At 66.6% G+C, this 24128-nt stretch carries 14 protein-coding genes, 1 tRNA gene and 1 pseudogene; 4 read left to right on the top strand and 12 right to left on the bottom strand.

Going from position 1 to position 24128, the window contains the following annotated elements; genetic code table 11:
• Window positions 1-384 precede the first annotated feature (384 nt).
• Together K8M09_RS01495 and pbpC are read left to right on the top strand one after the other, a co-directional pair.
• Window positions 385-5838: an alpha-2-macroglobulin family protein gene (locus K8M09_RS01495; protein WP_170299579.1), complete on the top strand. Its 5454-nt coding sequence runs from the start codon at window positions 385-387 to the stop codon at window positions 5836-5838.
• 12 nt (window positions 5839-5850) lie between these two features.
• Window positions 5851-7935 (top strand): penicillin-binding protein 1C, encoded by a 2085-nt coding sequence (pbpC, locus tag K8M09_RS01490; protein WP_160787599.1) that lies wholly within the window; start codon window positions 5851-5853, stop codon window positions 7933-7935.
• Window positions 7936-8095: 160 nt separating this feature from the next.
• Here pbpC and K8M09_RS01485 read toward each other — a convergent pair whose 3' ends face one another.
• The 11 genes and pseudogenes from K8M09_RS01485 to K8M09_RS01435 form a co-directional block, all read right to left on the bottom strand.
• Window positions 8096-8893, bottom strand: coding sequence for a crotonase/enoyl-CoA hydratase family protein (locus K8M09_RS01485; protein ID WP_160787600.1), 798 nt, complete (start codon window positions 8891-8893; stop codon window positions 8096-8098).
• 27 nt (window positions 8894-8920) lie between these two features.
• Window positions 8921-9796, bottom strand: a complete 876-nt coding sequence (locus K8M09_RS01480) for a hydroxymethylglutaryl-CoA lyase (RefSeq protein WP_160787601.1) — start codon at window positions 9794-9796, stop codon at window positions 8921-8923.
• Window positions 9793-11778 carry an acetyl-CoA carboxylase biotin carboxylase subunit gene (locus K8M09_RS01475; RefSeq protein ID WP_160787602.1) on the bottom strand — a complete coding sequence of 662 codons (1986 nt, stop codon included), beginning with the start codon at window positions 11776-11778 and terminating at the stop codon, window positions 9793-9795. The genes K8M09_RS01480 and K8M09_RS01475 overlap by 4 nt, the downstream gene beginning before the upstream one ends.
• Before the next feature lie 14 nt (window positions 11779-11792).
• The gene (locus K8M09_RS01470; protein WP_160787603.1) at window positions 11793-12176 is read right to left on the bottom strand and encodes a RidA family protein; all 384 of its coding nucleotides are present in this window, start codon (window positions 12174-12176) and stop codon (window positions 11793-11795) included.
• Between the two features lie 12 nt (window positions 12177-12188).
• Window positions 12189-13796 (bottom strand): carboxyl transferase domain-containing protein, encoded by a 1608-nt coding sequence (locus tag K8M09_RS01465; RefSeq protein WP_160787604.1) that lies wholly within the window; start codon window positions 13794-13796, stop codon window positions 12189-12191.
• Complete coding sequence (locus tag K8M09_RS01460) at window positions 13796-14944, bottom strand: isovaleryl-CoA dehydrogenase (protein ID WP_206366696.1); 1149 nt, start codon at window positions 14942-14944, stop codon at window positions 13796-13798. Before K8M09_RS01460 ends, K8M09_RS01465 begins: the two co-directional genes overlap by 1 nt.
• Window positions 14945-14981: 37 nt before the next feature.
• A pseudogene (locus tag K8M09_RS01455) lies at window positions 14982-18443 on the bottom strand (indolepyruvate ferredoxin oxidoreductase family protein).
• Between the two features lie 162 nt (window positions 18444-18605).
• Window positions 18606-19073, bottom strand: a complete 468-nt coding sequence (locus K8M09_RS01450) for an Lrp/AsnC family transcriptional regulator (RefSeq protein WP_160787606.1) — start codon at window positions 19071-19073, stop codon at window positions 18606-18608.
• 1 nt (window position 19074) lies between these two features.
• Window positions 19075-20226: a fumarylacetoacetate hydrolase family protein gene (locus K8M09_RS01445; protein ID WP_170299583.1), complete on the bottom strand. Its 1152-nt coding sequence runs from the start codon at window positions 20224-20226 to the stop codon at window positions 19075-19077.
• Between the two features lie 72 nt (window positions 20227-20298).
• Complete coding sequence (locus K8M09_RS01440; protein WP_160787607.1) at window positions 20299-20979, bottom strand: permease; 681 nt, start codon at window positions 20977-20979, stop codon at window positions 20299-20301.
• Between the two features lie 91 nt (window positions 20980-21070).
• The gene (locus K8M09_RS01435; protein ID WP_160787608.1) at window positions 21071-22261 is read right to left on the bottom strand and encodes an MFS transporter; all 1191 of its coding nucleotides are present in this window, start codon (window positions 22259-22261) and stop codon (window positions 21071-21073) included.
• Between the two features lie 138 nt (window positions 22262-22399).
• Between K8M09_RS01435 and K8M09_RS01430 the strand changes: the two genes are divergently transcribed.
• Window positions 22400-23338: an AraC family transcriptional regulator gene (locus tag K8M09_RS01430; RefSeq protein ID WP_229342083.1), complete on the top strand. Its 939-nt coding sequence runs from the start codon at window positions 22400-22402 to the stop codon at window positions 23336-23338.
• A 355-nt stretch (window positions 23339-23693) separates the two neighbouring features.
• Here the strand turns inward: K8M09_RS01430 and K8M09_RS01425 are convergent.
• Window positions 23694-23768: transfer RNA gene (locus K8M09_RS01425), tRNA-Thr, on the bottom strand.
• Window positions 23769-23914: 146 nt separating this feature from the next.
• Between K8M09_RS01425 and K8M09_RS01420 the strand changes: the two genes are divergently transcribed.
• Complete coding sequence (locus K8M09_RS01420) at window positions 23915-24103, top strand: hypothetical protein (RefSeq protein WP_160787610.1); 189 nt, start codon at window positions 23915-23917, stop codon at window positions 24101-24103.
• The last annotated feature ends 25 nt before the right edge of the window (window positions 24104-24128 follow it).

Below are 24128 nucleotides of genomic sequence, written 5' to 3'. Positions count from 1 at the left end.
GTTATACCCCCGCTTCCTCATCCCGGCCTTGCCGGGGAAGTGTTTCGCGCGGTGCCAGTACATCCGTGGTCACTGCGTTTTCGAAACACGACTTTCGTTTCTGACGAGGTTTCTACCGGCCGCCTGTAACAGCGGTATGACAGAGAAGCGCCCGTCGATGATCCGGAGTCTGCGCCGATATGGTTAACAAAAGGTTAACGCGGCGATCCGTGAAAATTTTTCGCATTTCCAGCGATTGAACCGGCGAACCCAAACGTCTTCCCCCTGGTTCCATGCGCCATCCCTTTCCGGCACCCCGAAGCGCTTCGTCTTTCGATTGACAAGCCGGGGCCGAGGTCGGAACAGTGGCGGCGACAACGAGACGGGCAGCGGTAGGAGGACTTCATGTCTATGCGCGCAATCTTCGGTTTCTCGGCACTTCTTCTTTCTGCCGTCGCCTCTCCACCCCATATCGCCCATGCCGAAGAGACACGCACCGTCGTGACGACGGACAACGGCGACTATTTCGGCTTCGACCTGCGCACGGTGCAGGATGTGACGCTCGACCAGTGCAAGACCGATTGCATCGACGACATGTCCTGCCGCGCCTTCACCTATAATCCCAAGGTGAAGTGGTGCTTCCTGAAGAGCGATTTCAACCAGCTCAACCATTTCCAGGGTGCGGTCGCCGGCAAGATCGTCAAGGCCGACAATGCCGCCGATATCGGCGCGGCCCCGGCGCTCGCCTTCATCACCGAATATATGACGAACGACGCGCGCGCCCTTCGCGACAATCTCTCGATGCCCGCCGGCCAGGAAGACCAAGGCTCGGAAAGCCTCGCCTCGCTCGGCCGCATCGAAACGGCCTCCGGCCGCTTCGACGAGGCGCTTGCCGCCTACAAGGGCGCACTCTCGATCGCCCCGGACGATTATTACCTCTGGCTCGAGACCGCCGAATCCATGGCCCGCGCCACCAACAACAGCTATCTGGCCGGTCAGGGCGCACTTGCGGCGATCAACGCCTACCAGCTTTCGCGCACGACGGAGACGCGCGCCCGCGCGCTCGCCGTTCTCGGCGATACGCTCGACGTTTCGGGCAACTACCGCGCCGGCATCAACGCCTACAAGGCGAGCCTTGAGCAGGAGGAGGACGTGGCCGTACGCTCGGCCTATGTGAGCCTGCGCACGCGCCAGGGCTTCCGCGTCGTAAATCACACGATCGATTCCGACAGCGCCAATCCGCGCGCCTGCGTCGAGTTCTCCGAACCGCTCGTCAAGTCGGGCGCGGACTACGCCTCCTTCGTCACGCTCGACGGCGCGGCGCCCAAGGCGGTGGAGGCGAAGGACCGGCAGATCTGCGTCGAGGGCCTCGCCCACGGCCAGCGCTACAAGATCGCCTTCCGCACCGGCCTGCCGTCGGCCGTCGACGAGCCGCTGGCCGCGCCGGTCGATCTCGACATCTATGTGCAGGACCGTGCAGCCACGGTGCGCTTCACCGGCGACGGCTTCGTGCTGCCGGGCAGCGTTCGCCGCGGCATCCCGATCGTCTCGGTCAACACCGACAGCGCCGACCTGAAGCTCTACCGCGTCGGCGACCGCGCCATCGCGGGCCTGCTCGCCGAAAGCCGCTTCCTCACCCAGCTCGACGGCTATTCCGCCAGCAATATCGAGAACCAGAATGGCGAACTGGTCTGGCAGGGCAAGATCGAGATCTCGCCGGAGCTGAACAAGGACGTCGTCACCAGCTTCCCGGTCGACGAGGCCCTGCCGGAGCGCAAGCCCGGCGTCTATGTGCTGACCGCCGCCGCCACGAACGGCCGCAGCAACGAATGGGACAGCAAGGCGACGCAATGGTTCGTCGTCTCGGATGTCGGCCTCACGACCTATGCCGGCACGGACGGCCTCAACGTCTTCGCCCGCTCACTCGACAGCGCCGACCCGCTGGAAGGCGTCGAACTCCAGCTCATCGCCAAGAACAACGAAGTGCTCGGCACGGCGACGACCGATGCGGAGGGCCGCGCGACCTTCACCGCCGGCCTGATGCGCGGCACCGCCGCCAACACGCCCGCCGTCATTCTCGCCCGCAAGGGCGAAGGCGACTTCGTCTTCCTCGACATGACCCGCGCCGGCTTCGACCTGTCCGACCGCGGCGTCACCGGCCGCCCCGCGCCGGGCGCCATCGACGTGCTGACCTGGACCGAGCGCGGCATCTACCGCGCCGGCGAGACGGTGCATGCCTCGGCGCTCGCCCGCGACATCGAATCCAACGCCGTCGAGAAACTGCCGCTCACCTTCATCTTCAACCGTCCCGACGGCGTGGAAGACCGCCGCATGGTGGCCGAAGCCACGCTCGGCGGCTATGCCATCGACCTGCCGCTCATGGAAAACAGCATGCGCGGCACCTGGACCATGCAGGTCTATACCGACCCGAAGGGCACGGCGATTGCCGAAAAGACCTTCCTCGTCGACGATTTCGTGCCCGACCGCATCGAATTCGACATGACGAGCGAGGCGAAGGCCGTCGAGACCGGCGTTCCCGCTCCCGTTTCCGTCGAAGGCCGCTATCTCTACGGCGCGCCGGGCGCGGGCCTCGAGATCGAGGGCGACGTCGCGCTGAAGCCGACGCATCAGGACGCCGCCTATCCCGGCTATGTCTTCGGCCTTGCCGACGAGGAAGCCATCGAGGAGAGCCGCATTCCGCTCGACGGCCTCGACGTGCTGGACGACGAGGGCAAGACGACCTTCGACGTCACCGTCAACGACCTGCCCTCCACGACCCAGCGCCTCGAAGCGCTCGTCACCCTGCGCATGATGGAGGCCGGCGGCCGCGCCGTCGAACGCAACCTCACCCTGCCGGTCAAGCCGGCCGGCACGATGATCGGCGTGAAGCCGGAATTTGCCGGCGACCTTACGGAAAACAGCATCGCCAACTTCCAGGTCATCGCCGTCGATCCCGATGGCAAGCGCGCGGCGATGCAGGGCATGCCGTGGAAGCTTCTCGAGATCGAGCGCAATTACCAATGGTATCGCGAAGGCAGCTCCTGGCGCTACGAGCCGGTGATGACGACGAAGCAGATCGCCAACGGCACGCTCGACGTCACCGCAGACGGCGGCCGCATTTCCGCGCCCGTCACCTGGGGCCGCTATCGCCTCGAAGTCGAAAGCGCCGAGCCGGACGGCCCTGCGACCAGCGTGGAATTCGACGCCGGCTGGTATGTCGCCGCCTCCTCCACGGAAACGCCCGACGCGCTGGAAATCTCGCTCGACAAGGAAAGCTATGCCATCGGCGACACCGCGAGGCTGAAAGTCTCGCCGCGCCATGCCGGCCAGCTTCTCATCACCGTCGGCGCCGAAAGCCTCGTCTCCACCCAGACGGCCAGCATCGGCGCGGAAGGCGGCGAGGTGGAAATCCCCGTCACCGAGGCGTGGGGCTCCGGCTCCTATGTCACGGCGACGCTCTTCCGCCCCGGCTCGGATCAGGAAAGCCGCATGCCGATGCGCGCCATCGGCATCACCTGGCTGAAGGTCGACCCCGCCGACCGCAAGCTCAATGTCGCGCTCGACGCGCCGGAAAAGACCCTGCCGCGCCAACCGCTCGACATTTCGCTGAAGGTCGCCGGTGCGGGCGCGAACGAGGAGGCCTACATCACGGTCGCCGCCGTCGATGTCGGCATCCTCAACCTCACCCGCTATGAAGCGCCCGATCCGGCCGGCTGGTACTTCGGCCAGCGCCGCCTCGGCATGGAAATCCGCGACCTCTACGGTCGCCTGATCGACGGTTCGCTCGGCGCCACCGGGCGGCTGCGCACCGGCGGCGACGGCGGCGAAGGCGCGCTTCAGGGCAACCCGCCGAAGGAAAAGCTCGTCGCCTTCTTCGCCGGCCCCGTGAAGCTCGATGCCGACGGCAATGCCAAGGTCAGCTTCGACATCCCGCAGTTCAACGGCACCGCCCGCCTGATGGCCGTCGCCTGGACGAAGACCGGCATCGGCAGCGCCTCGAAGGACGTCGTGATCCGCGATCCGGTCGTCGTGACGGCGAGCCTGCCGAAGTTCCTCGCCCCCGGGGACCGATCCGATCTGCGCCTCGATATCGCCAATACGGATGCTCCGGCCGGCGACTACACGGTCGAGATCACCCACAACGCCTCCGTGATGGTCGAGCAGACCGGCGCGGGCCAGACGATCCAGCTCACGCCCGGCAGCAAGACCGCCCTCACCCTGTCGCTCATCGGCGGCGAGGTGGGCGACGGCCTCGTGACGGTCAAGCTTTCGAACGGTTCGGGCATGTCGCTGGAACAGGCGCTCAACGTGCCGGTCCGCCCGGCCGCCATGCCGATCACCACCCGCCGGCCGATCGAGATCGCCGCCAACGGGAGCCTCACCATCGACGACCAGCTTCTGGCCGACAGCCAGCTTGCCGATGCGTCCGTCAGCCTCAGCGTCTCGCGCGCCGCGGCCTTCGACATCCCGGCCCTCCTGATGGCGCTCGACCGCTATCCCTATGGCTGCACGGAACAGACGACGAGCCGCGCCCTGCCGCTGCTCTATCTCAGCGAGCTTTCCAAGCAGTCCGGCCTGCCGGAAGACCCGGAAACGCAGAAGCGGGTGCAGGACGCCATCTACCGCGTCCTCGCCAACCAGTCCTCCTCCGGCAGCTTCGGCCTCTGGTCTCCCGGCTACGGCGACCTCTGGCTCGACGCCTTCGTCACGGACTTCCTGACCCGCGCCCGCGAACAGAAGTTCGACGTGCCGGAACAGGCCATGCTGCAGGCGCTTTCCAACCTGCAGAATGCCATCTCCTACGATGTGAACGTCTCCACCCAGGGCCACGAGATCGCCTATGCGCTCTATGTGCTCGCCCGTAACCGCAAGGCCGCCATCAGCGACCTGCGTTACTACGCCGACACGAAGCTCTCGGAGTTCTCCTCGCCGCTGTCGCGCGCACAGATCGCCGGCGCACTCGGCCTCTACGGCGATGCCCAGCGCTCGATGGCGATCTTCTCCGATGCGCTCGGCCTTGCCCGCGAAACCGCCGTGAACGCCAGCCTCTCGCGCACCGACTACGGCTCGTCGCTGCGCGACGGCGCCGCCATCCTGGCGCTTGCGGCGGAAGCCCGGCCGGTCCCGACCATCATTCCGGATCTCTCCAAGCAGGTCGCCAAGCAGTGGGAGGACAAGCCCTGGACCAGCACGCAGGAACAGACCTGGATGCTGCTGGCCGCGCGCTCCGTGAAGGATGCCGACAAGGACCTGAAGCTTGAAATCAACGGTGCGCCGCGTGCCGGCGGCTATGCTGCGCGGATGACGGGCAAGTCGCTGCTGGAAAACCCGCTGACCGTCGCCAACCGCACGGACGAGCCCGTCTCCGCCGTGCTGACGACGGTGGCAGCCCCCGCCAATCCGATGCCGGCCGGCGGCGACGGCTTCTCCATCGAGCGCACCTACTACACGCTCGACGGCGAGGAGGCGAACATCACCGAGGCGACGCAGAACGAGCGCTACGTCGTGGTGCTGAAGGCGACGGAGCACAATAACTGGGCCTCGCGCATCATCATCACCGACCTGCTGCCCGCCGGCTTCGAGATCGACAATCCGAGCCTCGTCGACAGCGCGAAGCTTTCCAACTTCGACTGGCTGGGCGAGACGGAAGCGGCGCATACGGAGTTCCGCTACGACCGCTTCGTCGCCGCCTTCAACCGCAGCGAGGGCGACAACCGCGATGTGACGCTCGCCTATGTCGTGCGCGCCGTCACCCCCGGCACCTATGACCTGCCGGCCGCGCAGGTGGAGGACATGTATCGTCCGCAGTTCTCCGCCCGCACCGCGACCGGCCGCATGCAGGTCGTCAAGGCCGAGTAAGGGGAAACGGCAATGGCGCTCTGGCGCAAGCTCCTCATCGGTTTGGCAAGCGGGGCGGCGACCATCGCCGCCCTCGCCTTCGGGCTGGACTATGCGGACCGCGCCTATCCGCCACCCATCGCGGTGGCGGAGACCGTCTCGAAGGAAGTGCTCGACCGCGACGGCCGCCTGTTGCGCGCCTTCGCCACGCCCGAGGGCCATTGGCGACTGAAGACCACGGCCGCCGATGTCGACCCGCAGTTCCTGCGCATGCTCGTCGCCTATGAGGACCGGCGTTTTGAGGAACATGCCGGCATCGACCCGCTGGCGCTGCTGCGCGCCGCCGGCCAGTTCGTCACCAATGGCCGTATCGTTTCCGGCGCGTCCACGCTCTCCATGCAGGTCGCCCGGCTGATCGAGCCGCGCGAGAACCGCTCGATGCTGGCGAAGCTGCGCCAGATGGCCCGCGCCATCCAGCTCGAACGGCGCCTTTCAAAGGCGGAGATCCTCGATCTCTACCTGACGCTTGCCCCCTATGGCGGCAATCTGGAGGGTGTGCGCGCGGCGAGCCTCGCCTGGTTCGGCAAGGAGCCGAAACGCCTTTCCGTCGCCGAGGCCGCCCTGCTCGTCGCCCTGCCGCAGCTTCCCGAAAAGCGCCGCCCCGACCGGCACCGCAACGTTGCCGAAAAGGCCCGCGAGCGCGTCCTGACCCGCATGGCCGTCTCCGAGGTCATCGGCGAGGGCGAGGCCGAACGCGCCAGCGCCGAAGCCGTGCCCGACCGCCGCCGACAGCTTCCTTCCTATGCCGCGCATCTTTCCGAACTGGCGCTGCGCAAGGACCCGAAGGCGACCGAGCACAGGACATCCCTCGACCGCACCGTGCAGGACGGCCTCGAAGCTGTCGCCCGCGAGGCGGCCGAACGGCTCGGCCCGAAAATCTCCATCGCCATGGTCATGGCCGACGCCCGCACCGGCGAAATCCTCGGCGAGGTCGGCTCGGCGGACTATTTCGACGGCAGCCGCGCCGGCTGGATCGACATGACGCGCATCCGCCGCTCGCCCGGCTCGGCGCTGAAACCTTTCATCTATGGCCTTGCCTTCGAGGAGGGCCTTGTCGCGCAGGAAACCATCGTCGAGGACCGCCCCTCCGACTTTTCCGGTTATCGCCCGCGCAATTTCGACATGACCTATCAGGGCGATGTCAGCGTGCGCAAAGCCCTGCAGCTTTCCCTGAACGTGCCCGCCGTGCGCCTGCTCGAAGCCGTCGGGCCGACGCGCATGATGGTGCGTTTCCGCCGCGCCGAGGTGCGCCCCGAGCTGCCGCCGGGCGAAACGCCGGGCCTTGCCATCGGCCTCGGTGGCCTCGGCATCACGCTGCGCGACCTCACCCAGCTTTATGCGGCGCTCGCCAATCGGGGCATGCCGGTGCAGCTCGGCGACGGCATCACAGGGGACGCCAAGGTGATCGGCGGCGATCCGCTGCTCGACCCCGTCGCCGTCTGGCAGGTTTCGGACGTGCTTTCGGGCGTTACCCCGCCGGCCGGCAGCCGCCGCCTCGGCATCGCCTACAAGACCGGCACGAGCTACGGCTACCGCGACGCCTGGTCCGTGGGCTACGACGGCCGGCATGTGCTCGGCGTCTGGGTCGGCCGCGCCGATAACGGCGCGGTGCCCGGCCTGACCGGCTACGGCGCCGCCGCGCCCATCCTCTTCGAAGCCTTCGCCCGCTCCGGCGTCGCCATCACCGCGCTCCCCCGCGCGCCGGCTGGAGCGGTGCGCATCGCCCAGTCGGAACTTCCGGCAAGCCTGCGCCGCTTCTCGACGACGGCAAGCGGCCTCGTCGCGACCGTCGCGCGCGAACCTGCCCCGGAAATCGTCTATCCGCCGGAAGGCGCGCATGTGGAACTCGGCGCGACGACCGGCGCGGAAATATCGCCCCTCATCCTGAAGCTCCAGGGCGGCCGCGCGCCCTTCCGCTGGCTCGCCAACGGTAAGGTGCTGCCCGACACTTCTCGCCGGCGCACGACACAATGGATGCCGGAAGGCGCGGGCTTCTCGACGCTGACGGTGATCGATGCCGCCGGGCGGGCGGCGAGCGTGCGGGTGTTTATCGAATAGCTTGAGGTAATTGCCTCTTATCCGCCTGCCGGCACCTTCTCCTTGGGTGCGGGGAGAAGGAATATGTTGCGCCGGGTTCCCCAAACCATAACGGTTCGTGGGGCAAGTCCCCTCTCCCCGCTTGCGGGGAGAGGGTTAGGGTGAGGGGCAACCCTGCAAATCACCCTTTCGCGTCAATCACCCACTTCGCCTTGCGCTTTTCCAGAAAGGCCGCGATCCCCTCCGCCGCCTCGGGCGTCTCCCAAGTGTCGGCGAGCCGCGTCAGCGTCATCTCGATAAGCCTGCCGTCAATTGGCGGGGCCAGCGCGTGCGCCAGCGCCTTCGACGCCGCAACGGCTTCGGGCGAGGCCGAGAAATAGGGGACGATCTCCGCCTCCACCGCCGCATCCAGCGCCTCCGGCGCGACGACGCCGCTCAGAAGGCCGATCCCCTGCGCGGTCCCGGTATCGAAGAGCCGCGCAGACGTGGAAAAGCGCAGGAAGGCGGCCGGGCCGATGCGGGCGGCGACATAGGGGCTGATCGTCGCCGGGATGAGGCCGAGGCGGGTTTCCGTCAGGCCGAAACGCGCGCCCTCCACGGCAATCGCGGCATCGCAGACGCTGATCAGCCCGACGCCGCCGCCATAGGCCGGGCCGTTGACGCGGGCGATGAGCGGCTTCGGCAAGTCGCGCAGCGCCTTCAGCATCAAGGCGAGGTGGCGGGCTTCCGTGATGCGCTCTCCGCGTGTCGCCGCGATCTGCGCCTTCATCCAGTTGAGATCGCCGCCCGCGCAAAAACTCTCGCCCTCGCCCGTCAGCACGACGAGGCGCACCGCCTTATCCTCTCCCAGTTTTCCCGCCGCGGCGGTCAGCTCGCGGATCATCGGGCCGGACAGCGCATTGTGCTGGGCGGGACGGCGCAGCGTGAGGGTCGCCACACCGAGCCGGTCGACGGCAACCGAAAGGGTCTCGTACGTCATGCCTGCCTCTCCTGCGCTTGCGGCCCGCTACGCGCTCTTCCTTGTATCGTCCTTGCCGGTGATCCGCCGTGCGAAGGCGGCCGCCGCCGCCAGCTTCTGCCGGTCCAGCCCCGTCTCGTAGCCTTCCGCCGCCAGCATGTCGGCGACGGCCAGCGTATCGACATTGCCCCGCGCGCCCGGCGCATAGGGGCAACCGCCGAGCCCGCCGACCGAGGCGTCGAAGACGGTGAGGCCATGATCCAGCGCCACGCGGATATTGTCGAGCGCCAGCCCGTTCGTATCGTGGAAATGGCCGGCGAGATTTTCCGGGAAGGCGACGGCGAGCACGACATCCAGCATGGCGGCGACCTCGGCGGGCCGCGCCCGGCCGATCGTGTCGCCAAGGCTCACCTCATGGCAGCCGAGGCGCAGGAGCTGGCTCGTCACCCGCGCCACCGCGCAGGGTTCGACCGGCCCGTCATAGGGGCATTGCACGACGCAGCTCACATAGCCGCGCAGCAACAGCCCATCCGCCTTCGCCGCCTCCGCGACCGGGCGGACACGCTCGACGCTTTCGGCAATCGAGCAATTGAGATTGGCGCGGGAAAACCCCTCGGACGCCGAAAGGAAGACGGCGACCTCGTTGACGCCGGTGGCCTTCGCCGCCTCGTAGCCCTTCATGTTCGGCACCAGCGCCGCATAGGAGACACCCGGGCGGCGCGCGATACCGGCCATCACGGCGGCACCGTCAGCCAGTTGCGGCACCCATTTGGGGCTGACGAAACTCGTCGCCTCGATACGCTCGAAACCGCAATCGGAGAGACGATCGATCAGCGCGATCTTGTCGGCGGAAGGAATGATCTTCTTCTCGTTCTGCAACCCGTCGCGGGCCGCCATCTCAACGATTTCGACGCGCCGGCTCATGCCGCCTCCTCGGGCTCCAGCGACAGGAGGAGCGCGCCTTCCGCCACCTGATCGCCCACCGCCACCGGCACCGCCGCCACGACCCCGTCGCGGGGCGCGGCCAGCACCAGCTCCATCTTCATTGCCTCCATGGTGACCAGCGCATCGCCCCTGGCGACCCGTGCGCCTGGCGCCGCCGAGACAATGCGCACGAGACCCGGCATCGGAGCCGAAAGCCGGTCCCCGCCCGCCGCCGCCTCGCCGTGATGACCGGCTTCCTCCGCAATCGCAAAGGCATGGGCATGCCCGCCGAAGAAGACCACGATGCTGGCCGCATCGCGGTGCACGGTGGCGGAAAACACATGGCCGTCACAATCCAGCCGAATGGCATCGCCATTCACCGAGAGGAGGCCGACTTCCGTCGAGAGGCCGTTATGATCGAGGCGGAAGCGCCTGCCGCCGGGCATGACGATACGCAGCGCATGTTCCGCCCCGCCATGGTCGAGGAACACCGTCCGCGCCGCCTCGCCCCAGAGGCGGAAGCCGCGGATATGTGCCCAGGGATCCGGATCGTCCGGCATTTCGAGAAGGCCGAGCGCCGAGAGGGCAGCAAGCGCGAAGGCCTCTTCAGAGGCCTCCGGTTCGACCAGCAGCCCCTCGCCGGCCCGGCCGATCAGGCCGGTATCGACATCGCCGGCGGCAAAGGCCGGCAGGCGGCAGAGCCGGACGAGGAAACCGGCATTCGTCGTCACCCCGCCGACGCGGCATTTTTCCAGCGCCGCCTCCAATCGCGCCAGCGCCTCCGCACGGGTCTGCCCGTGGGTGATGACCTTGGCGATCATCGGGTCGTAATAGGGCGTGACGATATCGCCGGCGCGCACGCCGGAATCGATACGCGCGCTATCTGGCAGGTCGAAGACGGCAAGGCGGCCGGTCGCGGGCAGGAATTCGCGCGCCGGGTTTTCCGCATAAAGCCGCGCCTCGAAGGCCCAGCCGGTGATGGCAAGCTCCTCCTGCCGCTTCGGCAGAGGCTCGCCGGCGGCCACGCGGAGCTGCCATTCGACGAGGTCGAGGCCGGTGATCGCCTCCGTCACCGGATGCTCCACCTGCAGGCGCGTGTTCATCTCCATGAAATAGAAACGATCCTGCCGGAGGCCATCCGAAACGTCGGCGATGAACTCGACCGTGCCCGCGCCGCTATAGCCGATGGCCGCCGCCGCACGCACAGCCGCCGCGCCCATCGCCTCACGCATCTGCGCCGTCATGCCGGGGGCCGGCGCTTCCTCGATGACCTTCTGGTGGCGGCGCTGGAGCGAGCAGTCGCGCTCGAAGAGATGCACGACATAGCCGTGCCCGTCGCCGAAAACCTGCACTTCGATATGGCGGGGCTTGGCCATGTATTTCTCGACCAGCACACGGCCGTCGCCGAAGGCGCTTTCGCCCTCGCGGCGGGCGCTTTCCAGCGCGGCGGAAAAATCGGCGGGGTCCTCCACCCGCCGCATGCCCTTGCCGCCGCCGCCGGCGCGCGCCTTGATCAACACGGGATAGCCGATGGCCGTCGCCTCGCCGGCAAGGAAGGCGGCGTCCTGCCGCTCGCCGTGATAGCCGGGCACGACGGGCACGCCCGCCTTTTCCATCAGCGCCTTGGCGGCATCCTTCAGGCCCATCGCACGGATGGCACTTGCCGAGGGGCCGATGAAGACGAGACCGGCGGCCTTCACCGCCTCGACGAAATCGGGATTTTCCGACAGGAAGCCGTAGCCGGGATGCACCGCCTCCGCGCCGCTCGCTTTGGCCGCTTCGATGATCGCGGCGATGTTTAGGTAGCTTTCCGCCGCTTCGGCCGGGCCGAGGCGGATGGCCTCGTCGGCCATCTCGACATGCAGCGCATTGCGGTCGGCATCGGAATAGACGGCGACCGTCGCGACGCCCAGACGCCTTGCGGTGCGGATGACCCGGCAGGCGATTTCGCCGCGGTTGGCGATGAGGATCTTTCTGAACATCCCGGCTCCGGTTCTCATTGCGCTGCGATGGCCTCGACTTCGAGCAGCCATTTCCCATCGAAGATCGAAGCGATGACGACGCTCATCGCCGGGGCGATACTGCCGAGATATTCGCTGCGGATCTCGCGGTTGGCGGTGGCGTGATACCGGTCGGAAAGGAAGGTCGTGACCTTGACGAGATCGGCCTTCGTCATACCGGCCGCCTTCAACTGCGCGTCGATATTGCGCCAGACGAGCCGCGCCTGATCCTCAAAACTCTCCGGCACCTTGTCGTCATCGGCAACGGGGATCTGGCCGCTGATGAAGACCAGCGTCTTGAAATCCTCGATCTTCACGGCCTGCGAGTAGCCGCCGCGCGGGGCGGGCGCGTTTTTGGCATTGATCGATTCACGTTTCATGACTTGCCTCCTCTACATCCTGAAGACGCCGAAGCGGGTGGGATCGACGGGCGCGTTGAGCGCCGCCGAAAGCGAGAGCGCCAGCACGTCGCGCGTCTTGCGCGGATCGACGATGCCGTCGTCCCAGAGCCTTGCCGAGGCATAGAGCGGATGGCTCTGGCGGGCGAACATGTCGATGGTCGGCTGCTTGAAGGCGGCCTCCTCCTCCATGCTCCAGCTTCCGCCCACCCGCTCGATGCCCTCGCGCCTGACGGTGGCGAGCACGCCGGCCGCCTGCTCGCCGCCCATGACGGAGATGCGGCTGTTCGGCCAGGTCCAGAGAAAGCGCGGCGAATAGGCCCGTCCGCACATGCCGTAATTGCCCGCGCCGTAGGAGCCGCCGATCAATACGGTGAGCTTCGGCACCTTGGCCGTGGCGACGGCGGTGACGAGCTTAGCCCCGTGCTTGGCGATGCCCTCCGCCTCGTATTTGCGGCCGACCATGAAGCCGGTGATGTTCTGCAGGAAGAGGAGCGGAATGCCGCGCTGGGCGCAAAGCTCGATGAAATGCGCGCCCTTCAGCGCTGCCTCTGAAAAGAGCACGCCATTGTTGGCGATGATGCCGACGGGAAGGCCATGCAGCGCCGCGAAGCCGCAGACGAGCGTGGTGCCAAAGCGCGCCTTGAACTCGTCGAAGCGCGAGCCGTCGACCACGCGGGCGGTCACCTCGCGCACGTCATAGGGCGTGCGCGTATCGGCCGGCACGATGCCGAGCAGCTCTTCGGGGTCGTAGAGCGGGGCGTCGCCACCCCCTGATTTAGTAGCCTCCGGCTTACGCATATTGAGATTGGCGGCGATCTGGCGGGCGATGGTGAGCGCATGGCGATCGTCGCGCGCGAGGTGATCGGCGACGCCCGAAAGGCGGGTATGCACGTCACCGCCGCCGAGATCTTCGGCCGTCACCACCTCGCCCGTCGCGGCCTTCACCAGCGGCGGGCCGGCGAGGAAAATCGTGCCCTGGTTCTCGACGATGACAGTCTCGTCGCTCATCGCCGGCACATAGGCCCCGCCCGCCGTACAGCTTCCCATGACGACGGCGACCTGCGGAATGCCGGCGGCGGACATCTGCGCCTGATTATAGAAGATGCGGCCGAAATGGTCGCGGTCGGGGAAGACCTCGTCCTGGTTCGGCAGGTTCGCCCCGCCGGAATCGACGAGATAGATGCAGGGCAGCCGGTTTTCCGCGGCAATCTCCTGCGCACGCAGATGCTTCTTCACGGTGATGGGATAGTAGGTGCCGCCCTTCACCGTCGCATCGTTGCAGACGAGCATGCATTCGCGGCCCGAGACGCGGCCGATGCCCGCGATCATGCCGCCGGAGGGTGATGCGCCGTCATAGAGGCCGTGGCCGGCGGTGAGGCCGATTTCGAGGAAGGGCGAGCCGGGGTCGAGGAGCTGCGCCACCCGCTCGCGCGGCAGCAGCTTGCCGCGGGCGACATGGCGCTCGCGCGCCTTCGATCCGCCGCCGTCCATGGCGAGGTTCGCCGCCTCTTCCACCAGCGCCAGCGCGTCGAGCATCGCCTTGCGGTTTGCCGCGAAGGTTTCGCTGCGCGTGTTCACGGCCGAGGGAAGAACCGGCATCACAGGGTCTCCTGAAAGATTTCGCGGCCGATCAGCATGCGGCGGATTTCGGAGGTGCCGGCGCCGATCTCGTAGAGCTTGGCGTCGCGCAGCAGGCGGCCCGTCGGGTAGTCGTTGATATAGCCGTTGCCGCCGAGCGACTGGATGGCCTCGAGCGCCAGCTTGGTCGCCATCTCGGCGGAATAGAGGATGCAGCCGGCGGCGTCCTTGCGGGTCGTCTCGCCCCGGTCGCAGGCGCTCGCCACGGCATAGACATAGGCGCGGCAGGCGTTGAGCGTGACATACATGTCGGCCACCTTGCCCTGCATGAGCTGGAATTCGCCGATGGGCCGGTCGAACTGCTTTCGCTCATGGATATAGGGCACCACCACGTCGAGGCAGGCGGCCATGATGCCGAGCGGACCGCCGGACAGCACGACGCGCTCGTAATCGAGACCGGACATCAGCACGTTGACGCCGCGCCCCACCGTGCCCATCACGTTCTCCTCCGGCACCTCGCAATCGGTGAAGACGAGTTCGCAGGTGTTGGAGCCGCGCATGCCGAGCTTGTCGAGCTTCTGCGCGGTCGAAAACCCCTTGAAACCCTTCTCGATGAAGAAGGCGGTGATGCCGCGCGAGCCGGCCTCGGGATCGGTCTTGGCATAGACCACCAGCACATCCGCATCCGGCCCGTTGGTGATCCACATCTTGTTGCCGTTCAGCACATAGCGGTCGCCACGTTTTTCCGCGCGCAGCTTCATGGAGACGACGTCGGACCCCGCGCCCGGCTCGGACATGGCGAGCGCGCCGACATGCTCGCCGGAAATCAGCTTCGGCAGGTACTTCTCCCGCTGCGCCGGCGAGGCGTTGCGGACGATCTGGTTGATGCAGAGGTTGGAATGCGCGCCGTAGCTGAGGGCCACGGAGGCCGAGGCGCGGCTGATCTCCTCCATCGCCACGCAATGGGCGAGGTAGCCCATGCCCGTCCCGCCGAGGCTTTCCGGCACGGTGATGCCGAGCAGGCCGAGATCGCCCATTTCCCGCCAGAGCGGCATCGGGAAATTGTTGCTGCGGTCGATCTCCGCCGCCTGCGGAGCGATCCGGTCCATCGCAAAGCGCCGCACGCTCTCGCGCAGCGCCTCGATTTCCTCGCCAAGCCCGAAGCTCATGCCCGCGTCATACATGTCCGTCCTCCCCTCGCGGTTCTCAAGCGACCGCCTTTTCCTGTCCTGCCGTCTCGAAAGCCTTGCGCATGCCGGCCTCGCGCGCCGCCACCCGTTTGGCCGCCTCCTCCTTGACGGGACCGTAGCCGCGAATCTCGCCGTAAAGCGAAAGAAGCGCAACGGCGGCGTCGAGGTTCTCGTGGCGAAGGTTTTGCAGCACATGATCCACCAGCGCCTCGTAGTCAGCGATCAACCGGCGCTCCATGCGACGCTCGGCCGTGCGGCCGAACGGGTTGAAGGCGGTGCCGCGCAGACCCTTGAGGCTGGCGAGAAGGCCGAAGGCCGGTAGCATCCACCGGCCGAAGCGGCGCTTGCGCGGCCGGCCGTTGGCATCCTCACCCTTGAGGAAGGGCGGCGCGAGGTTGAAGGCGATGCTGTATTTGCCCTCGAACTGCTCGGCCAGCCCGGCTTTGAAAGCTGGATCGGAGAAGAGCCGCGCCACCTCGTATTCGTCCTTGTAGGCAAGGAGCTGCGCATGGACATGGGCGACGGTGCGCGTCAGCCGGTCGTCCGGCCCCAGCGCCCTTTCCGCCGCCTGCACCCGGTCCACCAGCGCCTTGTAGCGGTTCGCCAGTGCAGCGTTCTGATAGGCCGTCAGGTGCTTCATGCGGTGGGCGATCAGCTCTTCCGTCGCCATGGTCTCCAGCGTCGGCACCGGCTTGCCGGGATGCAGCAGGCGTTCGGCGCGGGCCAGATCGGCGGCGATCAGCCGGCCCCAGCCGAAGGCCGAGAGCGTGGCATCGACGGCAACGCCGTTGAGCGCGATCGCCTGCTCGATCGACTGGCGGGTGAGCGGGATCAACCCCTTCTGCCAGGCATAACCCGTCATCAGAATGTTCGTCGCCATGGCATTGCCGGCGACCTTTTCCGCGACCGTCGTGAAGTCGAGAAGATACGAGGCCTCGCGCAGTGCGGCGCGCACCGTGCCCTCGACGTCGCTGCGGCGAAAATCGAAGTCGCGCTTGCGCACGAAATCGGCGACCGGCGTCAGCTTGGTGTTGACCACGCCCGTCGTGCGGTGCGGGTCGCACAGCGTCGCCGCATCCTTGGAAGCGGCAACCACGTCGTCGGCGGCGATCAGCAGGTCCGCGCCGCCGGTGATGATGCGCGGCGAGGAGACGTCCTGATCGTGCAGGCCGATGCGCAGGTGGCTCATCACGGCCCCGCCCTTCTGCGCAAGGCCGGCCATATCGAGGATCATCGGCGACTTGCCGTCGAGATGGGCGGCCATGCCGAGGATGGCGCTGATCGTGAGGATGCCCGTGCCGCCGATGCCGGCGATGGCGATATTGTAGGAACGGTCGCCGATCCGAACGATATCGGGGTCAGGAACGCCCGACATATCCGGGTTGGAGCGTGCCGCCTTGCGCAGCCGCCCGCCTTCCACCGTCACGAAGGACGGGCAGAAGCCCTTGAGGCAGGAATAGTCCTTGTTGCAGGTCGACTGGTTGATCTTGCGCTTGCGACCGAAGGCCGTGTCCAGCGGCTCGACGGAAACGCAGTTCGACTGGGTGGAACAGTCGCCGCAGCCCTCGCAGACCGCCGGATTGATCATCAGCCGGACCGGCGGATTCTCCAGAAGGCCGCGCGAGCGGCGGCGGCGCTTTTCCGCCGCGCAGGTCTGCACATAGACGATGGCCGAGCAGCCGGGCGCTTCACGGATATCGCGCATCACCCGGTCCATCTCGTCACGGTGGCGCACGATGACGCCGGGGGCGAGCGTGGAGGGCGAATAGGCTTCCGGGTGATCGGAGACGAGATAGATCGGCTCGACGCCTTCGTCGTAAAGCTGGCGCGTCACCGCCTCGGGGCTGATCGGCCCGTCGACGGCCTGCCCGCCGGTCATCGCCACGGCGTCGTTGTAGAGCAGCTTGTAGGTGATGTTGACGCCGGCGGCGACGGACTGGCGCACCGCCAGAATGCCGGAATGGTAGTAGGTGCCGTCGCCGAGATTGACGAACATGTGCTTTTCGTCGGTGAAGGGCGCGATGCCCGACCATGGCACGCCCTCGGCCCCCATATGGGTGAAGGTCGTCGTGTCGCGGTCCATCCACTGCACCATGTAGTGACAGCCGATGCCCGCCGCTGCGCGGCTGCCTTCCGGCACCTTGGTGGATGTGTTGTGCGGACAGCCCGAGCAGAAATAGGGCACGCGCTCGACCGGCGCGGTATGCGTCTTGCGGATTTTCTCCCGCTCCAGAAGATAGGCGAGCTCGTCGGAAATCACCTTCTTCAAGCCGGCATCGAACTCGAAATGCAGGAGCCGCGAGGCGATGGCCCGCGCCACCATGCCGACCGTCAGCGCCTGCGAGAGCGGCAGGAACGGATGGTCCTGATGGTCGAACTTGCCGATGATGCGCGGCCGCTCGCCCGGATGCCAGTTGAAGAGCTGCTGCTTGATCTGGTTCTCGATGATCTCGCGCCGCTCCTCGACGACCAGAACCTCCTCCAGCCCTTGCGAGAATTCGCGCACGCCCTCCGGCTCCAGCGGCCAGGGCATGCGGACCTTGTAAACCCGCATGCCGATCTCGGCCATTTCGGCCGGCCCGAGCGACAGTTCCTTCAGCGCCTGCAGCACATCCTCATAGGCCTTGCCCGAGGCGATGATGCCGAAGCGGGCGCGGAGCGCGTCATGGGTCACCTCGTCCACCCGGTTGGCGCGGGCAAAGGCGATGGCGGCATAGCCCTTGTAGGTCTGAAGCCGCTCGTCCTGCGGCAGCGGCGGATCGGGCCAGCGCAGATTGAGGCCGCCCGGCGGCAGTTCGAAATTCTCCGGGATGACGAACTGGCGGCGCTCGCCCGCAAGGTCGACGGAGGCCGTCGTCTCCACCGTGTCGGCGATGAACTTCATGCCCACCCAGCAGCCGGATTAGCGCGACATGGCCGTGCCGAGCAGGCCGTATTCGACGAATTCATGGATGGACGAGGGATAGAGCACCGGGATCAGCGCCGACATGAAAGCATGGTCGGACTGGTGCGGAATGGAGGACGACTTGGCCGAATGGTCGTCACCGGCCAGACAGAGCACGCCGCCATGTTTCGAGGTGCCGGCGGCGTTGGCGTGCTTCAGCACGTCGCCGCAGCGGTCGACGCCCGGCCCCTTGCCGTACCAGTAGCCGGCGACGCCGTCGTAACGCGCGCCCGGTGACAGGTGCAGTTGCTGGGTGCCCCAGACGGCGGTCGCCGCCAGGTCCTCGTTGACGCCCGGCCGGAACACGATGCCGTTCGCCGCCAGATGCTTGCCGGCCTTGGCGAGCTGCTGGTCGTAGCCGCCGAGCGGCGATCCGCGATAACCCGAGATGAATGCGGCGGTGTTCAGCCCCGCGGCATGGTCGCGCCGCATCTGAACGATCGGCAGGCGCACGAGCGCCTGGATGCCGGAAAGGAAGATCCTTCCCTCCTCCGCCGTATACTTGTCCTCGAGAGAAAAGCTCTGCTTCAGCATGACTTCCTCCTCGATGGCCCTCCTCCACGAAAGCCATCCTCCTGATGTAGGAGCTTACGCAGAGATTGGGAGGAGCGCGTCCCTATTTTCGCCGATGAAATTCACATCTTGAGGATGGCATCCGCAAAGGACGCCTCCTTGCGCAATGGCATCCTATTGCGCTCAAAGCGGCACGCGATGCGTGTTCTTCAATTCGTCGAGCGCGAAGCTGGAATTGACGAAGCCGACGCCCGGCAGCTTCAGCAGCGCCTTCTTCAATATCTCCTCGTACTGGCGCACGCTGCTGGTCAGCACACGCAGCACATAGTCATGATCGCCAGTCATGGAATAACACTGCACGACCTCGGGCATGTTCTTCACCGCCCGTTCGAACTCCAGCAATGTCTCCTCGTCATGCTGCTTCAGCCGCACGAAGCAGAAGACCGAGACCTCGAAGCCGACGAGCTTCGGGTCGATGGCGACGATGCGGCCACGGATGATGCCGAGCCGCTCCATCTCCTTGATGCGCCGCCAACACGGCGTATGGCTGAGACCAACGCGTTCGCCGATCTCCGCGACCGTCAGGTCCGGTTCCGTTTGCAGGAGCCGCAGGATCTTGCGGCTCGTCTCGTCCAGCACACCTTCCCCCATGTCAGAGAAGCCCACGGGAGGAGAGATTGCGCATCAGCGCGGCCATGCCGAAGGTCCAGGGCGGGCATTCAGTGGAGAGGCGCACCGTGTTGACGAGCGCGCCCAGTTCCGCATTCGAGATGGTCACCCTGTCGCCCGTCTTGTGGGTAAAGCCTTGCCCCGACGCATCGCGATCCTCGACGGGCGCGAACAGCGTGCCCATGAACAGCATGAAGCCATCGGGGTATTGATGATGCCGGCCGATGGTCTGGGCGACGAGGTCGAGCGGATCGCGGCTGATCTCGCGCATCGTGCTGCGTCCCTTGAGCACGAACCCGTCCTCGCCTTCGATCCGCAAATCGAGGTCGGCCCTGCGTACATCGTCGATGGAATAGGTCTCGTCGAAAAGGCGGATGAAGGGGCCGATGGCGGCGGAGGCGTTGTTGTCCTTCGCCTTGCCGAGCAGCAGCGCCGAGCGGCCCTCCACGTCTCGCAGGTTCACGTCATTGCCGAGCGTCGCGCCCTTGACGCGCCCGGCGCTGTCGACCGCGAGCACGATTTCCGGCTCCGGATTGTTCCATTTGGAGATCGGATGCAGCCCGACCGATGCCCCCCAGCCGACAGCGGCAAGCACCGGCGCCTTCGTGAAGACCTCCGCATCCGGCCCGATGCCGACTTCGAGATACTGCGACCAGATACCCTCCTCAATCAGCGCCGCCTTGACCTTCGCCGCCGCCTCCGATCCGGCTTTCAGGTCGCGCAGGCTATCGCCGATGATGGCGGTGACGCGCCCGCGCACCTTCTCCGCGCGCGTCGGATCGCCCGCCGCTTTCTCCTCGATCACCCGTTCGATCATCGAGCGGGCGAAGGTGACGCCGCAGGCCTTCACCGCCTGCAGGTCGCAGGGCGCAAGCAGGTGCAGCCGGGAAAAATTGCCGGTGCCTTCGACGGAGGCCTCCAGCACCGCATCGAGCGTCGTCAGCGATTCGCAAGATGCCGCGCGGGCCACCGCTGCCGGATCGTCCTTTTCCAGAAGATCGCGCATGGTCGGGATGTCCCGGGAGGTGATGTCGCAAAGCTTGCCGTCCCGCAGAACGACGACCGCCGGACCCTGCACATCCGGCCGCCAGATCCTGCCGACAAAAGTCCCTCGCGAAAAATCGCCCGCCGTCATCACCACGCGTCGTTCCTCCGGAATCCTCTACCGTGAGTTCTAGACCGAAACGACCGGAGGGCAACAGCGTAATCAGCGCGGACCGCTTGCCAGCCCGAAGGAGAGAGCCACGCTCGCCAGAACGACCAGCACCACCGCCTCCAGCACCGTGCGCACCACCAGCCAGATCGCCATGGACCGCCTTACCCCAAGATCATGCTGGAACCAGCGGACCTCCACCACGACATACCAGAGCAGCGAAAGCAGGGCGACCGCACCTCCCGCCACCATCATCTCGTGCCGCCCCGCCCGCATGAGGTTCATGCCGGCACTGAGGCCGAAGGCAAAGGGCGCGGCGACATAACACTGGCTGTAGAACGGCGCCTTCAGCGTCTCGCGATCCAGCGGCAGACCGGCCCGTCTCAAGAGCCGCACCGCCATGAGCAGCGGAAAGATGCTGAAGAGGAAAGCGCGGAAGATGAGCAGGTTCGCATCGTCCCGCATGATGGCGGGCAGCAGGTCGTCATCCCGGTGCGCGATCAGCGCGAGCTCCAGCCCATGCGCGAAAAGAAGCGTGAGCAGCAGGAAGAGTGGCGGGCTCAGCGTATCCGTGTAGCGCTTTTCGAGCGTATCGCCGAGCTCGCTGTCGGCGTAGCGCATCATCTCGCGCGGGCGGGTGAGCGTGCGCCAGAGCGTCACCGGATAGAAGACGAGCCAGGATGCCAGCTCGTAGAGCAGTTCCTCCAGCGACTGTAGCAGGCGCATGAAATCCATGAGCGATCCCCGATGACGCGACACCTCCGCAATAACGGGTTTTCGCGCCAGCGAGAAGGGACGGCGGCCCCCTCGGAGCCGCCGCCTGTCGTCATGCCGGACGGGTGCGCACAGCCGAGACGATGGTGAGCGCTGCCAGGAACAACACGACGCCGCTCACGACGAAGACACTCGTCACGCCGCTGGCGTCGAAGATCGCACCCCCTGCCGCCGCGCCCGTCGCGATGGCGAAGTTGATCGCGGCAACGAAGAGGCCGCCGGCGCTTTCCGCCTCGTCCGGCACGGCGCGGGTGATCCAGGTCGTCCAGGCGACCGGCACGGCACCGAAGGCAAGGCCCCAGAGCGCAACCATGGCCGCATCGGTGGCAAGGCTGCCGCCGAAGCTCGAGAGCAAGAGCGCCAGTACGCCCATGACGACCGGCATGATCGACAGTGTGAAGCGCATGGACCGCTCGAGCAGCACCGCACCGAGATAGTTGCCGAAGAAGGTGGCGATGCCGAAGCCGAGCAGCACGACCGAAACACCCTCGACGCCGACACCCGTCACCGTTTCAAGGAACGGCCTGATATAGGTGAAGAAGGCGAAATGGCCGGTGAAGACGAGCAGGATCGCGAACATGGCAAAGCCCACGCCCGGCCGCGCCAGCACCTCGACCAGCGTGCCGAAGCGCGAATGCCCGCGCGGCGGCAGCGAGGGCAGCGTCGCAAGCTGCACCACGAGCGCGATCGCACCGAGCACGGCCGCCCCGAGGAAGACATTCCGCCAGCCGACGATATCGCCGACATAGCTGCCGACGGGCGCGGCGAAGACCGTGGCCGCCGACACGCCGAGGAACATCACCGACAGGGCCTTCGGCACCACCGCCTCCGGCACCAGCCGCATCATGGTCGCCGCCGACAGCGTCCAGAAGCCGCCCAGCGCCATGCCGAGCAGCACGCGGCCGACGAGCAGCATGGGAAGGTTCGATGCCATCGCCACCAGCAGGTTCGAGAAGATCAGCAGGACCGAAAGCCCGACCAGCACGAGCCGCCGGTCGAGCTTGCGCGTCACCACGGTAATGAGAAGGCTCGTCACCAGCGCGACGGCAGCCGTGGCCGTCACCGCCTGCCCCGCCATGCCTTCGGAAATGCGCAGGTCCGCCGCCATCGGCGTCAGCAGGCTTGCCGGCAGGAATTCCGCCCCCACCAGCCCGAACACGCCGAGCGTCATTGCGAGGACCGCCCCCCAGGCGGGGCGCGCATCCGCTTCGCTCTCCGCCGCCACGATTGTTGCATCCGTCATCTGTCATCCCTTTCCTGTTGCAGTGCGTGCTCCAGAAGTGGGTTGAAACGCAAGACGCACAATGCCATTTTATCCGCAATGTTTGATCGATCGTCCGACCTTGCAAAAAATGCGCATGACCCCGTCAGCGAGCTGCTGATGGGCATGCGCCTGCGCGGCGCCAGCTACGGCCGACTCCAGCTCACCCCGCCCTTCGGCATCCGCTTTCCGGCGGGGCCCGAAGCCCGCTTCCACTTCATCGCCCGCGGCAAGGTCCTGCTGCGCGCACCGGGGCAGGCGCAGCGGGAACTCGGCTGCGGCGATGCCGTGCTCCTGCCGCGCGGCGAGATGCACGAAATCGTCACCGCCGCGCATGTCACGATCCGCGACTACGAGAGCTACACGCGAAAGCCGCTCTGCGCCGATGTCGCTGCTGTGGAAGCCTGCGTCAAGGAGACGAACCGCGAAAAGGACGCGCTCATCTTCACCGGCCGCATGGAATTCGAACTCGACACGCTGCACCCGCTGGTCGGCCTCATGCCGCAGGTCATGTCCGTCGGCGCGCTGATCGGCCGCCAGCCGGAGTTGATGCCGCTGCTCGACGCGATGGAGCGGGAAATGGCGGAAGAACGCGTCGGCTCCGCCGGCATCCTCGCCCGCCTTGCCGATGTCATCGCCGCCTCCATCGTGCGCGGCTGGGTGGAATGCGGCTGCGGCGACGCCACGGGCTGGCTCGAGGCCCTGCGCGACCCGCGCCTCGGCCGCGTCATCGCCGCCCTCCACCGCGAGCCCGGCCGCAACTGGACACTTGCCGACATGGCGCGCGAAATGGGCAGCTCCCGCTCCGTCTTCGCCAAGCGCTTCGTTGAGGTAACGGGCGTCACCCCGCAGCGCTACGTGCTCGCCCTGCGCATGCGCCTCGCCGAACAATGGTTCCGCCGCGACAAGCTCGCCATCGACACCGCCGCCCGCCGTCTCGGCTTCGGCTCCCAGGCCGCCTTCGCCCGCGCCTTCAAGCGCATCGTCGGAGAGCCACCGGGAATGACGCGCAAGAAGGCGGCTACGGGTGCCGGAGAGACTGGAAAGGTCGCGACCTGACGCTTGAGCCAGCGCGCCCGCCCATCACTGGATTATGCACGTCCCCGGCCAGTCGCTGCACTGGCGACCGGCGCAGTTCGTCAGGGTCAGGCCGGCGATGAGGGCGCAGGTAATGACGATGATCTTCCGCAACTGGTCATCTCCTTACGTTTGACTTTTGACTGCCATTCTTATCGCCGTATTGTGCCGGCCGCATACAGCAATCCATGCGCTAGGAGTTGGGACGGCAAGCCTGCGATCCACGATCGGCATAGACCGCGGAACGGCGAGGAGATTGTAGCAAGCGCACAGAGGTGGATTGGAACCGGGCTTTCGCTAGCAAGTATCTGATAAATAGGAATTCTTGGGAAAAGAATGGTGCTGCTAGAGAGATTTGAACTCTCGGCCTCTCCCTTACCAAGGGAGTGCTCTACCCCTGAGCTATAGCAGCATCCGGCGAAACAGGGCTGTTCCGCGTGAGCGAGGGCCTATTGCCACAGGTGATCGGGCAGCGCAAGCGGCCAATTTGCGATTATCGCAACAAATCTCATGCGGGCGGCGCTTTTTTCGGGGCGCGGATTTGATTATGAGAAGGGCATGAGCGGCAAGGACGAGACGGAAAGCCGGAAGATCAGGACGGAAGCGGAGCTTCGGGCCGAGCGGCTGGCGAAGACGCTGCGGGACAACCTGCAACGGCGCAAGCAGCAGGCGCGTGCGCGGCGCGCGGGCGATGCGGACGAGACGGTGGGGCTTCCTGCCGCAAAAAAAGACGAATCGGACGGTTAGTCGGAAGCGTCTTCACCATGAAGGC

The organism is Shinella zoogloeoides (assembly GCF_020883495.1).
GTDB lineage: Bacteria > Pseudomonadota > Alphaproteobacteria > Rhizobiales > Rhizobiaceae > Shinella > Shinella zoogloeoides.
Note: the sequence above shows the minus strand (reverse complement) of the source record. Positions and strands in the feature narration are given on the sequence as shown.